The organism is Kocuria sabuli, from assembly GCF_040981185.1.
GTDB lineage: Bacteria > Actinomycetota > Actinomycetes > Actinomycetales > Micrococcaceae > Kocuria > Kocuria sabuli.
Window position 1 is genome coordinate 343,369 of record NZ_JAVHZE010000001.1, and the last position, 12,918, is coordinate 356,286.

Sequence of the window (12,918 nt, forward strand, 5' to 3'; positions counted from 1 at the left end):
TCAGGGCTGCTTGGGAGTGTCCGGTGACTCTGGAGTGGTTTCGTCGGACACTCGAAGTCGACGTGATTGATAGAGGTACTCGCCGATGATGCGGATGAGCCCGTCGGCGCGCTCGTTCTCGCCTGTCAGTGCGCCCGTGAGCTTCCCGAACGCGCCCTCGTTTAGCACGGCGGCGTCGGTTAGCGTCTCGCGAAGATCGGGCGAAGCAAGGAACTGGTCCTGCGCGTTGTGGTCGATCTGCTCGGCGATGCGCGGGTCTTCCTCGGCCATGCCTGCCGCGGCGACCACGAACCCTTCGATCTGCGGGTCGGCAAACTCGGAGCCGAACAGGGCATTGATACGGGCGACCACCTCGGACAAGAGCTCTCGTTGCGGGTCCTGATGTGATGCCCGCGATCCGACCCCAGTGATCCCCCGCAGCGCAGGGGTCGACTGGTCACCCGACAGACCGATCTCGGCCTTGCCCTGGTCGATCTGCCGCACCCGGCGCAGCTCCAGCCCAGACACGTCGAGGTCCGCGCCCGACTCGTCGGTGGGGAGCACGCGAGTCAGCTGGCGCAGGAACTCCGCGTGCTTCTCAAGGTCGCTGGTGCCGTAGTCGACGACCTGGGACATGAAGTCGTAGAGGCGAACATACGAACCGCAGTCCTTGCGGAAGGTCCGCAGTTCATCGAGCGCCTGTTCGTCGAGCCGGTCTCCAGCCTCCTCCCATCGGCACAGGAACTCCTCGCGCGCAGGGGCCACCGCCGCGACCAGCGCGGCATGCGACTGGACGGGGGCCCACCACGCCTCGGCGTAGCGCTCTACGTCCACCGGCGTGTAGATCCTGGCCTGGGCTAGTTTGGTCGCGAGCCGGTGGACCAGGTTTGGGTCCGTCTCGGTCTCGACGTGGGCCTCGAGGTAGTAGGTGAGGAACGCTTCTCGGATGTTTGCCGGGTCGTTGACGAAGTCGAGGACGAACGTGCGGTCCTTCACCTCGCCGGAGGGTGCCCGGTAGGTGCGGTTGAGCCGGGACAGCGTCTGGACCGCGTGCACGTCCGGGAGTTTCTTGTCCACGTACATGGCGCAGAGCAGCGGCTGGTCGAAGCCGGTCTGGAACTTGTCGGCGACCAGCATCAATCGGTACTCGGGTCGGCGGAACTCCCGGGCCAGATCTGAGCCGAGGCCGGGATTCAACGACGCCTCGGTGGCGTCGACAACCCCGTACTCCTCGTCGCTGATCTTCTCCGAGAACGCCACGATCGTCTGGTAGCCGTAGCGCTTATCCTGCAGGTACCTGTCGGTCTCGATCTTGTAGCGGAGCGCGGCCTGCCGGGAGTCGGTCACGACCATGGCTTTGGCATGCCCGTCGAGGAGGTGGGCGACGTTGGTGCGGAAGTGCTCGACGATGATCTCGACCTTCTGGCCCACATTGGTCGGGTGCAGGTTCGCGAACCGCATGATTTTCCGGGTCGCGACCTTCGGGTCCACCAGACGATCCTCACCGCCAATCGTCGCAGAGCCTCCGGTGATGGAGGTGACAACGCCCTTCTCACCGCGCTGCTCGATTTCGAACGCGGTCTTGTAGGTCTGGTAGCCGCGCAGCACATCGAGGATGAATCCTTCCTCGATCGCTTGTCGCATCGGATACACGTCGAACGACACAGCCTTCCCGTCATCGTCCTGGCTGCCGAAAAGCATTTTCGTCTTGGACTTGGGCGTCGCGGTGAACGCCAGCAGCGAGACGTTCGCCGCGCCGGCACGGGCAGCGGTCTGGGCTGCGATCCGCGTCTCCCGCGCGAGGTCGGCCTCCACCAGCTCGTTGACGATGTCCTGGGTGTCGACCTCCTCCTCGGTCGTGACCTGCCCACCGTCGGTGAGGACCTTCTTCAGGTCCGCGGCGGTCTTCCCGGACTGGGAGGTGTGCGCCTCGTCCACGATCACCGCGAAGTTCCGGTTTCCCAACGTGGTCTCCAACAGGCCCTTGACGTACGGGAACGTTTGGATGGTCACCACGATGATCAGCGCCGACCCCGTCAACGCATCGAGCAGGGCCCGGGACTTCGAGCCGCCGGAACGACGCACCGCGGCGGAGTCGATGACGGCGACGGTGCCGACGGTATCGTCCACCTGCTCAACGGCCTGCTGCAGCTGCGCGTCCAGGACACGACGGTCGGAGACGATCAGGACCTTGTCAAACACCTTCTGGTTCGCCGGCTCGTGGAGCCGGGCGAGTCGGTGCGCGGTCCACGCGATCGTATTCGTCTTGCCCGACCCGGCGGAATGCTCGATCAGGTACCGGCAACCCGGGCCTTCCACAGTGATCACGTCCACGAGACTCTTCACCGCACGCCACTGGTGGTAGCGCGGGAACACCAGCGTCGTGGAGCGCTTGATCTTCCCGGTAACCGGGTCCTCGTCGGCCTCGGTTTTCAGGAACATCTGCGAACCGAGGATGGCCAGCCAGTTGTCCCGCTGCAGCACCTGCTCCCACAGGTAGGACGTGGCGGAACCGTCGGGGTTCGGCGGGTTCCCTGCCGCGCCGGTGTACTCGTGGCCCCGGTTAAAGGGTAGGAAGTAGGTCTTCTCCCCGGCCAGCTTCGTGGTCATGTGAACCTGGTCGTCGTCGAGAGCGAAATGCACCAGGGCACGCGTGCCGAACCCGAGCAACGGTTGCCCCGCCGGGTTCCGGTCAGTGCGGTACTGGTTGACCGCGCTGCGCCACTGCTGTTTGAAGAAGGACTTCAGCTCACAAGTGGCCACCGGGAGGCCATTGACGAAGAACACCAGGTCGATCGAGCGGGTATCCCCACGCTTCGGGGAGAAGTGCACCTGCCGTACCACCCGCAGCCGCACCTTCCGATAGTGCTCGGTGACCTCTCGGTTCAGCGTTGTCGCCGGCCTGAACTGACACATCTTCAGGTGGGCTGTCGCGCCTCGGGTGTGGGAAAACTTCCGCCGAAGCACGTTCAGCGTGCCACCGCCCGAGCTCATTGGCGTGTCCAACCGGGACACGAGCGAGTCCAGTAGCGCCTCACGGTCTGAAGCCTCAGCAGCGGTGCCGACCCTGACCACCTTGGCATACTCGTCGGGCTGGGTCTCGGACAGCCACCAGTGCACGTCCTCAGGCCAGATCGCGCGCTTGGCGTCGTAGGCGTCGTCGGTCTCGCTGTACTCCCAGCCGCGCTCCGCGAGGTACTCCGCAATCTCCGCTTCGAACGCTGCCTCGCGGGTGCCATCAGGTGCTGCCATGGTCCTCAGCCTTCCTTCCGTGCTGCCGTGCGCACGTCGATCTGTCCGGTGACTGCCGCCGTGATGAGCGCCGAGCGACGCTCCTGGGCCAGGGCGATGAGCTCCTTGGCCTTGGCGATTAGGGCGTCGATGCGAGAGGTCTGGTCGTCGACCTCGTGGAGGATGGACTCCTGTTCCTCCACCGATGGAAGGCTCAGGGGCAGATTGGCAATGTCATCCTGGCTGATGTTGAGCATCGATGAACTGGCACCCGTCGCTTCGATCTCGATGAGCGCACGCCAACGCCGGCTTCCCAGGACCAGCGCGACGAATCGCGGATTAGCCTGGCTTCGGTCTAAGTCGAACGCGTACAGCTTGTCAGACAACATCAGCCGTGGATGTTCACCGTCAACGACGGCTGCGCTGCCAACGAGGTCCCTCGTATTGGCTCGTGAAATCAAAAGGTCCCCAGCACGCACCACGGTTCGTGGCCTAGGCGTTTCAATAGCGGGTAGCTCCTTGTTTTCCATCGACCGGAATACCCCACCATTGGCAGCACCAGCCTTGAGGACTGCCCATTTTTCCACGCCATCGGCCGGCCACGAATAGCACTGCGGACTCCATCCTTGGCGAATTGACCGCGTTACGTGCTTCAACCGCTGACCGGCGGGCTCAACTTGGGCCATTGCAGATTCAATTGCCGCATAGCGTCGTTCCTGTAGCAGCCCGATGAACTCATCCTGCTTGGCCACGAGCGCGTCTATCTGGGCCGTCTCGTGGTCTAGGTAGTCGGCGATGGCACGCTGTACGCCCAGCGGTGGGAGGGGAATCAGGTGGCTGGCTAGATCACCTCGAGTCATGCTCGGTACTGCTGTGTTGGTCGCATAGTACGAGAAGGGAATGGTGGTTGCTGCGTAGTACAAGAACTTGGGGAAAACGCGCGCCCCCGGGATGGTGTAGTACATGGTGTCAACGGTCCAGAATCGCCCAGTCACGTAGAGGGGCCGGTCGATGGTCCCCTTGCGACCAAACAACACGCTCTCGCCGTCGTAGAGATATCGGCTGGCGCGTCGGAAGACACCGCCAGAACCGTATACCGGGTAACCGCTCTCGGCGACCTCGACGTCCTTGTAATCCGAGCCGTTGCCGAAGTGGACCAGCCTCCCTAGAGCCACCATCGACCAACCGGTGGGGAGTTCGGTAAGAGGGGTGTTCACGCCTCCACCTCGCGGAGCATTTCCAAGATCTCGCCCACGACCCGGTTGAGGTCGGCGTCGATCTCCTCGAGCGCCCTGGGCGGCTCGTAGGTGTAGAAGTGCCGGGTGAACGGGATCTCGTAGCCGGTCTTGGTCTTGTCCCAGTCGATCCAGGCGTTCTCGACGTTGGGCTGCACCTCCGCCTCGAAGTAGGCCTTCACGGTCTCCATCAGGGCCTCGTGCGTCTTGGGGTGGCCGCCCCAGCCGAAGGGCACATTCTCGGTGTCGCGCAACGCAGGGTCGGGCTCCGGCTTGCCTTTGCGCGCACCGGAGGCGTGCCGGCAGATGTCGGCATCCTTGTCGTGGACGCCGATGGCCTGCCAAAGGGCCTTGCGCTGGGCGGTGGTCAGGCTGACCCTGTGGTTGCCCAGGTGGCTGGTGAGCTCCCGGTTGAACTTCTCCCGGTTCAGGTACGGCTCGTCACCGAAGGCCTCCAGCGCCTCGGTCAGGCCGCTGATCTTGCCCAGCGTCTTGTGCTCAGCCACAGCGCTGATCACCTCGGCGGTGCACGCGAAACGCAGTTGGAGCGGACGCTCGACGGTGACTGTCCAGTAGGCGAAGTCACGGTTGGCGAACTCCTTCACCGGCACTTGGATGGTCTCGTCTTCGCCCTGGGTGCCGGCGAAGGAGCGCACGATCGCCTTGCGGTGCTCCTCGGAAATCTCGACGCGCTTGGAGCCGATCGACTTGCGCAACTTCGACCCGAGCCCCGTCGCGTCGATCAGCCGCACCGTGCCCTGATGGTCCTCGGGCTTCGCATTGGACAGGATCCACAGGTACGTGGCGATCCCTGTGTTGTAAAACATGTCGTTTGGCAAGGCGACGATGGCCTCGACGAGATCCCTCTCCAGTAGATGCCCCCGGATCTCCGAGGGCCCGGAGCCCGCACCGCCGTTGAACAGAGGCGAACCGTTCAGGACGATGCCGGCCTTGCCGCCGCGGCCGGTGGCGTCGACGTCGCGCATCTTGGAGGCGACGTGCAGCAGGAACAGCATGGCCGCATCCCCCACACTTGGAAGCCCCGGCGCGAAGCGGCCCTGACCGCCGCGGGCGTGCTCGCCCTTCACATCGGACTCGACGGCCTTCCAGTCGGTACCGAACGGCGGATTGGACAGCACGTAGTCGAAGCGACGGTCCTCGAACCGGTCGACCACAAGGGTGTTGCCCTGGCGGACGTTCGAGGGATCCTGGCCTCTGATGAGTAGATCCGCCTTACAGATCGCGTACGTGCGCGGGTTAATTTCCTGCCCGAACAGCGCCGTGGAGGCGTCGGGGTTGAGCCCATGCAGGTGCTCGTCGGCGACAGTCAACATGCCCCCGGTGCCGACCGTGGGGTCGTAGATGGAGCGGACGGTGCCGCGCTCGCGCAGGGCTTTGGTGTCGTCCGCATAGACGAGATCGACGAGCAACCGTACGACATCGCGGGGGGTGTAGAACTGACCGGCCCCGTCGTTGGCGGACTCGGCGAACCGGTAAATGAGGTTTTCGAACAAATCCCCCATGTCGGCATTCGAGACCGCGTCGGGAGACAGGTCGATCTTCTCGAAGTGGCGGGCCACCTGGGCAAGCCGCTCACGCGCGTCGAGGGTGCGAATCACGTTCTCGAAGTCGAAGGACTTAAACACGTCCAGGTTCGCCGAGAACCCGCCGACGTAGTCGATCAAATTCTCGGCAAGGTTGTCCGGGTCCTGCAGCGCCTTCTCGAGCGTGTAGTCGCTCGTCGTCCAGAACGACAGACCTGCACTGTCTTCGGTACGGGTCTGAATCTTCAGGTGAGTGCGCCGCTGCTGCTCGCCCTGGTACTGCGAGACGATCTCGGCCATCACCTCTCTATGGGGGGCCATGACGCATTCGAGGCGGCGCAGCACCGTAAAAGGCAGGATGACCGACCCATACTCGGCCTCGGCGTAAGGACCGCGGAGGGTGTCGGCGACACTCCACACGAAACTGGACAGGACAGACACGACTGGTAGTTCTCCGAATCCATGAGGGGGCTGGGTATGTCTTCGGATCCTATCGACACAGTCCAACTATTCGGGGCCACTCGTCGAGCCTGGCCTTGAAGGAGAACTGACAGGACAGCGACAGCTGCGCAGACGGCGAGACCTAGCATCTCGTTGACGCATCCTTGCTGATCCCACTCACCATAGGACCGGCACCGTCTGCGGTGGACCTGAAGCTGAGCCCTAATCGCCATCCGCAAGGACGCAGCCGTGCGCGCCGACGACCGCCAGTTCTACGGCGTGACCGGGGAACTACCCGAAGACTTCGCCAAGAACGTCAGCACCTGGAACGACATCACAGCACTGCACCTCCCGCTCGTCATCCGGGACTGCCCCCGGTTCACCTGAGAGTCAAGGAAAGTCCGGGCAGTCCCGTGTGTGGAGTCCCAGTAAAGTCACACTCGCTCCGTATGTCGCCACGAGTTGCAATCGCCGACTCGGTTCGCATCCGCTAACTTTGGGGCATGGACTACATGTTGAGTGCTTCCCGCGACAAGGGCAAAGGTGTGGCGACTTTCGAACGCCACCAACGCAACCGCAGCTCCTTGCCGAAGGGTCGGCTGGAGTTCGAGCCGATGCCTGAGCCGGACAATGAGTCCGACGATCTAGCGGTGCTTTTCCACTACCAGCGGCGGCCCATAGGCTATATATACCGCCCCTACTCTGAGCGTCTCCAGCCATGGCTGATGCAGTTGCACGATCGTGGCGACCGGTTGATCGTGCCCGGCTGGATGAAGCGGATCGGTGGCCCCGAGGAGCACTTGATCGACTTTGAGGAGCTGCGCATCGTGTGGCCTACCCCACAAATAGTGGCCTGGCTGGTCAAAAAGCAGCCCGCTTCCCAGAGTATTTCCTTCGCCCGAGCGCACGACGCGGGCGAAACGCTAATCGGGCGCGGGTACTGACTACAGCTGCCCGAGGTCGGCCCGTTCGATTTCCGTACGTCTGGGACTCCCATAGTGGCGCACGCAATTGTGACTGCCCACCGGGCATACGGACGTAACTGAAAAGGGCAGCCACGTTCACATAGTGCGGGTCGCAGCCCGACCTACACTGCAAAGTGTCGAAGAGTTACTGCCACGTCGGAGAAGTGAGAACCGTAATTATGGCCTATCCTCACTCGGGACAGTCAGCGTTCCGCCCAGACTTTCTATGTGTACCCCGACTTATTCCTCCCGACGGCTCCGCTTTCCCTGCGGAGGCGTCTTCTGTGGTGCCTGACTGGTTGACGACGAGCTGGATCCGAGGACATATCCGGCGGCGATATCGAACACGTCCTGAGTGATGGAAATCTGCTCCGCCTGATCCAGGCGCTGGTCGTCTGCGTACGCCCCGGCCCCCGATAAGTACAACGAACCGGCGATCAGTGCCCCGGCGGCGATGCTGCGGCCCACACCTATCCGCTCGGCTGTCTCAGCGGCGGGTCCGGCCATAACAAAGGCAGCTTCTGGGTTGGCGTCGAGGATCCTAACGCCTTCATCGATAGCCTCAGCAGCCTCCGGCTCGGTTTCGGCCCGGCGGGTGAGCTCGACGACGACCTGCTGGACAGCCATGCTGTCCTTGATCCTCCGAGTGAACTCAGCAGCGCGTATCGCGGTGGCCTTGTCGAGCATATGGAGTATGCCGGGGAGATTCGGCAGGGCCGCGTCGAGAGCCTGCCGTAGCACGGGAGCTGCATGCTCCTCGGCGCGCCCTGTGAGCGCATCAATGACTTGGCGGAGCTCGGGACTGGGTTCAGCGATATGGGCAGGGATGCTAATGCGGACCGGCTCTGACACGGGATTCTCCTATCGGGTGATCTCAACCCGATCATCGCGCATGATCCCCGGTCTTCACGCGCCCGGGCGTCAACCAGTCTTCGGTCGTGGCGGACGTCCACCTGCGTCCCCAAACAAAGTTCCCGCCGCTGCCGTAATCGCCGGGATAGTATGCAACGCAGCCAAACGAACGATCTGCCTTGACTCGTCCCACCGCCGAATAGGCTGGCCAGGTGACATCCTCAAGCGCCGGCGAGCTCAACCTCGGACACATCTTCGACGCAGCGGGTGTCGACATCAGTGACATGGTCGTGCTGCGGCACACGTACACCCCCGACGGACTGAAGACCGAGGCCGACCTCACGGCGGAGAAGATCCTCGACTACACGCGCCGGCAGGGCATCGGCAACAAGCTCGGGAAGATTCCACCGGGCATCTGGGTGGTCTTCATGGCCGACGGCGGCCGCCGTTCCCGGTTGCTCACCGCCTACGAAAATCACGGCGAGGTCCTTGCCGAACGCACCGACACCCGCCGCTGCTTCGACCTCCGACCCTCTTCCACGTTGGACACCCTCTCCAGACGGCTGGTCATCCAGTGGTCCGGTGACCCGGTCAACTGGGCCAAGCCGGGACCCGTTGCTTCGGCGTTCCGGGTCTTAGAGATCGCCGACCCGCAGGCCGTCGCGTTCCCCGGATTCGACAATGTGCTCCTCACGCACGCCGAGCTGCAGGCGATGGTCGAGGATTCCCGCTACTCCTCGTGGCGTACCGCGCTCGGAGCCGTGCAGGGCATCTACCTCCTCGCAGACACCAGCACCGGCCAGCTCTACGTGGGCAAGGCCGACGGGGGCGACAACATCCTCGGGCGATGGTCGGCCTACGCCAGGGACGGGCACGGCGGCAACGTCGCTCTGCGGGACCTCATCGGCCCCAACCCCAGTCATGCTCGACACTTCCAGTTCAGTATCTTGCGGGTCTTCGGCCCCAGCGTCCCCACCGCCGAGGTCGACGCAGCAGAGGCGCACTTCAAGCGGGCGCTCCTCACTCGCGAGCACGGACTCAACCGAAACTGAGCGGGGCGGGCGACATCGTGACGGGAGGCGCTTTCAATTGAAGTCCACACACAAAATCCGTCGACTTCCAGGAGCTGCACTTCTCCCCCGCCTGCCTGATCGGTATCGCCCACAAGCCCAAGCCGGTCTACATCCCGGACACCGTCATGGGCCACGACATCGAAACTGACTTGGAACAGGTCGTCGGACCCATGATCGGAGACGGCACCGGCGACCGAGACGGACAGTCAGTATTGGGCCGTCCTACAATCCTTAACGAACGAGTGATGTGGAGCGACGGACCGACGCAGCCCAGTGCTAAAAAGATCTCTTACCGTTACTGAGCGGCATCCCGTCGTCGATCTACCCCGCCGACGTTCTTGCTTTGTCTACGGCATTTCTAAAGGCGAGCCATAATCGCCATCGAGCAGGACGCCGAGGTGCGCTCCGACAGCTTCGCGTTCTTCAAGACCGACCGGGTGGCCATCCAAGCCACGCTGCGGGCCGCATTCGCGTTCTCTTACCCGGCAGTCGTCGTGCGGATCGGCCAGGGAGTCGCCGTCCAACGATTCCGTAGTCCCGCGGAAATAGCCGGGAGCCCGGTAAAGAAACTGGTAATGGATCGATGAAACGTCTTTCGCGTTCCGCCCCCCCCAGATAAGGCCCGCGTCGTCGCCACCGCTCATGAATCAGCCGTCCGGCGACGCGGGTCCTTCGTCAGGCCCGAGTCACATCAAACGCCGGGGCCCTTCCCGACATGCCCACGGGGCCACCCTTCGCACTTGGGCTCGGGGAGGTCTCTCCGATGGGCGTCATCAGCTACCGGCGACGGGGGATCGCCGCATGTCCAAGGCGCAATGCGGGGCAAGCCGCCGCCCCAGCCTTACCGTTAGCACATGGAAACCCCCCTGCTCATAGGCCTATTGGGCGGATCAGCTGCTGGAGCAGTTATCAGCGCGCTGTTCACCATTCTGAACAGTAGATTGGCTTGGCGTCGAGAAGTGCGGATATTTACTGCCCAAGCGGCCGTCGAAAACGAGAAGTGGCTGAGGATGGAGACAGTCAAATACATTCGAATCTTGTCCAGTATTGACTTTGCAGACAAAGGAGTGGTGTCCCATTTCTTGCATGCAACGAAGGAAAATGTCTATGAAGCGGCCGAATCTCTTATAGAAAACCAAGCCAAGGCGACTGAAACAATCGCAGCACTCCAAATGGTGCTCCCGTACGACCCAAATGTATTAGAAGCTTTTGACGAGCACCACGACAAAAAAACCGAGTTCCTGAAGGCGATTCGAGATTTTGATTCGCTCGGACAAGACAAGGATGCAATAAATGAAAGGGTCCTGGCCAGTTCGAAGTCACTGAGACAACTCGAAAAAGCGCTATCTACATACCTGAGAACTAACCCTATTACCCAGGTCGAATTGAATTAATGATCTTGTCAAGTAGCCCAGCGGGATCCCCCTTCCCGCTCCGCATCCCCGCCTCGCCTGGCGTAGGCATTCGGGCCCACGACATGTCTGGAGCGTGGGTGGCAACGTGTGCTCAGTGGCGGTCTTGAGAGACTGGGAGGGGCAAAACTCGGCTCAGACGGTTCTTGTCAGGCAAGGGTCGCTAGAGCGGCTGGGTGTCGAAGTAACGCAACAACACGCTCGATTCAAATTAGATCCAAATGATCCTCTTGCTTGCCTCCACCAGCGACATTACATCCAGCTCGGCTACCCAGTCTTTGCCGTGTTCCTCACCATTGAGGTGCACGATATGCCTAGGATGGAATTCATATCCGGGCAATGTGCGCCGTGACGGGTCAGCATGCACAATTTTGTTGATTGCCTGCCTAGTTTGCAGATCACTGGTAACGCCATCTTTGGTCAGACGCCCCACCTTCTCCTGCCAGAAAGACTTATCAATCCACGGAGTCGCGGAATCCTGCAATTGTCTAAGCTGCACCAACGTTTTTAGTGCTGCTTCCCCGCGCGCCGAAGCATCGCGAGCCACTTGCGTATCCCCTGCATGCATGGCTGCAACGAAGTCAGCGCTCGCGGCTTCCAATCCCATTGTCGCTTCTTGAATCATCGCCTCGAAGACAAACCGTTCTTGCATAAATTACTCCTCCTTATCTTGCGGGTCACACTCCATCTAACCGCACTGCATGTACTGCAAGCCGGCGAGCGGAAGATTTCTGACACTTTACAGGTCGCCAGGTCCCGGCCCAAGGGACATCTAACTGATGCTGAGCGGGAGGAGCTGGGAAGGCTGGCAACGTCGAACTGTGGATTCGCCGGTGGATCACGCTTACACCCAGGCCGTCGCGCTCACTGTGTGAAAGCGTCATGTTCTACCTGTCTCCCACTGGCATCGGATACCTTTGTGAAAGCGAACGGTTGCCGTAGAGCGAGGGACATGGACCATGTACGGACGCACTGAGGACGAGTGGGAGCAACTCCGTGAATCGGCTGAGTACCACCTCGTGACCATAGCTCGAACACGGGGGAAGACTGACTACAGCACCCTCAATAGCAAGATCTCAGACGAGACGGAACTTCCGCCGTTTGATTTCTCCAAGCAACGCGGCCGTGATGCCATTGGTCAGCTCCTGGCCGAGATTTCTGAACGGTCTCATGCCCAGCACGGCATCCTGCTGTCAGCCCTAGTCATGCACAAGGATGCAGCCGACTTAGGGGGTGGCTTCTATAAACTGGCGATCAAGCTTGGACGGATATCTCCGAACCCAACGTCGGATCAGAAGCTCGTCGCTTTGGCCCGTCTCACCGAGGAGGTGCACGAGTACTACGCTCGGCGTACCACCTTCCGCTAGAGCTTGCGCTGTCCTTTTCGGACAGGACTCCTCCTCGCTACGCCTGGCGAGTCCATCGATGTCGTTACCCTCCTAGAGCTAGTTGCACAATCCTTGGCGATCGGGCGCTGGATGGATCAGCAGCGAACCAGAACGTCAGACCGGGCAACCCACTCCTACCCCCCACCGTGGCAACGTGCAGTATGCGAACTAGCACGTGGAATCAGCCGTCCCGGTCCGTGCAAGAGTAAACCTCGTAGCAACCCGTGGAGCCAGATCGATGGTAGGTCAGGGCTACACGTCAGTACCTTGAAGCGTACGTCTGCGACCGTGGAAGATCTCTAGTCGATTTTGTCCGGAGTCTCCTAGCCGATCTCACTTGCCATAGGACCGCCACCGTTTACGGCGAGTTGGACACGAACCATAATCGCCATCCGCAAGGACGCAGACGGGCGCGCCGACGACCGCCGGTTCTACGGCGGGGCCGGGGAACTGCCCGAAGACTGCGCCGAGAACGTCAGCACCTGGAAGAACGTCGGAGCACTGCACCTCCCGCTCGTCACGATGGCCACCGAAGAGCACCGTTTGTGGGAATCCAATGACGTCCCCCACTGGTACTGGACCTGGCTTGACGCGTGGGAGCCTGCGCACTTCCTAGAAATCCCCGTTATGTACGGCGAGCACGGCCGCGATGCCAGGATGCACAGCTACGCGCTAATACGCGGCATGATCTCTCACCTCGTCACGACCGGGGCGGAGCTCACCGCCCGCACCTCTGCCGCACGTCAATGCCACGCCCGGAGGCTCGCAGGACACCCGTGTTGCGCAAACCATCGCCGA

At 62.0% G+C, this 12,918-nt stretch carries 11 protein-coding genes; 5 read left to right on the top strand and 6 right to left on the bottom strand.

Annotated elements, in window-relative coordinates; genetic code table 11:
• Genes RE027_RS01605 through RE027_RS01615 form a run of 3 tightly spaced genes read right to left on the bottom strand, consistent with a single transcriptional unit; the run spans position 1 to position 6,430 of the window.
• A complete protein-coding gene (locus tag RE027_RS01605) occupies positions 1-3,231 on the bottom strand; it encodes a type I restriction endonuclease subunit R (protein WP_368806479.1) in 3,231 nt (1,076 codons plus the stop codon).
• 5 nt (positions 3,232-3,236) lie between these two features.
• A complete protein-coding gene (locus tag RE027_RS01610; protein ID WP_368806480.1) occupies positions 3,237-4,427 on the bottom strand; it encodes a restriction endonuclease subunit S in 1,191 nt (396 codons plus the stop codon).
• Positions 4,424-6,430: a type I restriction-modification system subunit M gene (locus RE027_RS01615; protein WP_368806481.1), complete on the bottom strand. Its 2,007-nt coding sequence runs from the start codon at positions 6,428-6,430 to the stop codon at positions 4,424-4,426. The genes RE027_RS01610 and RE027_RS01615 overlap by 4 nt, the downstream gene beginning before the upstream one ends.
• Positions 6,431-6,679: 249 nt before the next feature.
• Between RE027_RS01615 and RE027_RS01620 the strand changes: the two genes are divergently transcribed.
• The gene (locus tag RE027_RS01620) at positions 6,680-6,817 is read left to right on the top strand and encodes a hypothetical protein (protein ID WP_368806482.1); all 138 of its coding nucleotides are present in this window, start codon (positions 6,680-6,682) and stop codon (positions 6,815-6,817) included.
• A 116-nt stretch (positions 6,818-6,933) separates the two neighbouring features.
• Complete coding sequence (locus RE027_RS01625) at positions 6,934-7,374, top strand: hypothetical protein (RefSeq protein WP_368806483.1); 441 nt, start codon at positions 6,934-6,936, stop codon at positions 7,372-7,374.
• 261 nt (positions 7,375-7,635) lie between these two features.
• Here RE027_RS01625 and RE027_RS01630 read toward each other — a convergent pair whose 3' ends face one another.
• Entirely contained in the window at positions 7,636-8,247 is a 612-nt protein-coding gene (locus RE027_RS01630; protein WP_368806484.1) for a hypothetical protein, read from the bottom strand.
• 212 nt (positions 8,248-8,459) lie between these two features.
• On the opposite strand from RE027_RS01630, the gene RE027_RS01635 reads away from it, so the two are divergent.
• Entirely contained in the window at positions 8,460-9,299 is an 840-nt protein-coding gene (locus RE027_RS01635; RefSeq protein ID WP_368806485.1) for a GIY-YIG nuclease family protein, read from the top strand.
• Positions 9,300-9,667: 368 nt separating this feature from the next.
• Here the strand turns inward: RE027_RS01635 and RE027_RS01640 are convergent, their stop codons facing one another.
• Positions 9,668-9,964: a hypothetical protein gene (locus RE027_RS01640; RefSeq protein ID WP_368806486.1), complete on the bottom strand. Its 297-nt coding sequence runs from the start codon at positions 9,962-9,964 to the stop codon at positions 9,668-9,670.
• 210 nt (positions 9,965-10,174) lie between these two features.
• Here RE027_RS01640 and RE027_RS01645 point away from each other — a divergent pair, with 210 nt between their 5' ends.
• Positions 10,175-10,714, top strand: coding sequence for a hypothetical protein (locus tag RE027_RS01645; RefSeq protein ID WP_368806487.1), 540 nt, complete (start codon positions 10,175-10,177; stop codon positions 10,712-10,714).
• Positions 10,715-10,943: 229 nt separating this feature from the next.
• Here the strand turns inward: RE027_RS01645 and RE027_RS01650 are convergent, their stop codons facing one another.
• Entirely contained in the window at positions 10,944-11,384 is a 441-nt protein-coding gene (locus tag RE027_RS01650) for a hypothetical protein (protein WP_368806488.1), read from the bottom strand.
• Positions 11,385-11,691: 307 nt separating this feature from the next.
• Here RE027_RS01650 and RE027_RS01655 point away from each other — a divergent pair, with 307 nt between their 5' ends.
• Entirely contained in the window at positions 11,692-12,099 is a 408-nt protein-coding gene (locus tag RE027_RS01655) for a hypothetical protein (RefSeq protein WP_368806489.1), read from the top strand.
• Positions 12,100-12,918: the final 819 nt, after the last annotated feature.

Coding starts and splice junctions, on each gene's coding strand:
- RE027_RS01640 (WP_368806486.1), bottom strand. CDS start 9,964: ATGAGCGGTGGCGACGACGCGGGCCTTATCTGGGGGGGGCGGAACGCG.
- RE027_RS01605 (WP_368806479.1), bottom strand. CDS start 3,231: ATGGCAGCACCTGATGGCACCCGCGAGGCAGCGTTCGAAGCGGAGATT.
- RE027_RS01645 (WP_368806487.1), top strand. CDS start 10,175: ATGGAAACCCCCCTGCTCATAGGCCTATTGGGCGGATCAGCTGCTGGA.
- RE027_RS01650 (WP_368806488.1), bottom strand. CDS start 11,384: ATGCAAGAACGGTTTGTCTTCGAGGCGATGATTCAAGAAGCGACAATG.
- RE027_RS01625 (WP_368806483.1), top strand. CDS start 6,934: ATGGACTACATGTTGAGTGCTTCCCGCGACAAGGGCAAAGGTGTGGCG.
- RE027_RS01655 (WP_368806489.1), top strand. CDS start 11,692: ATGTACGGACGCACTGAGGACGAGTGGGAGCAACTCCGTGAATCGGCT.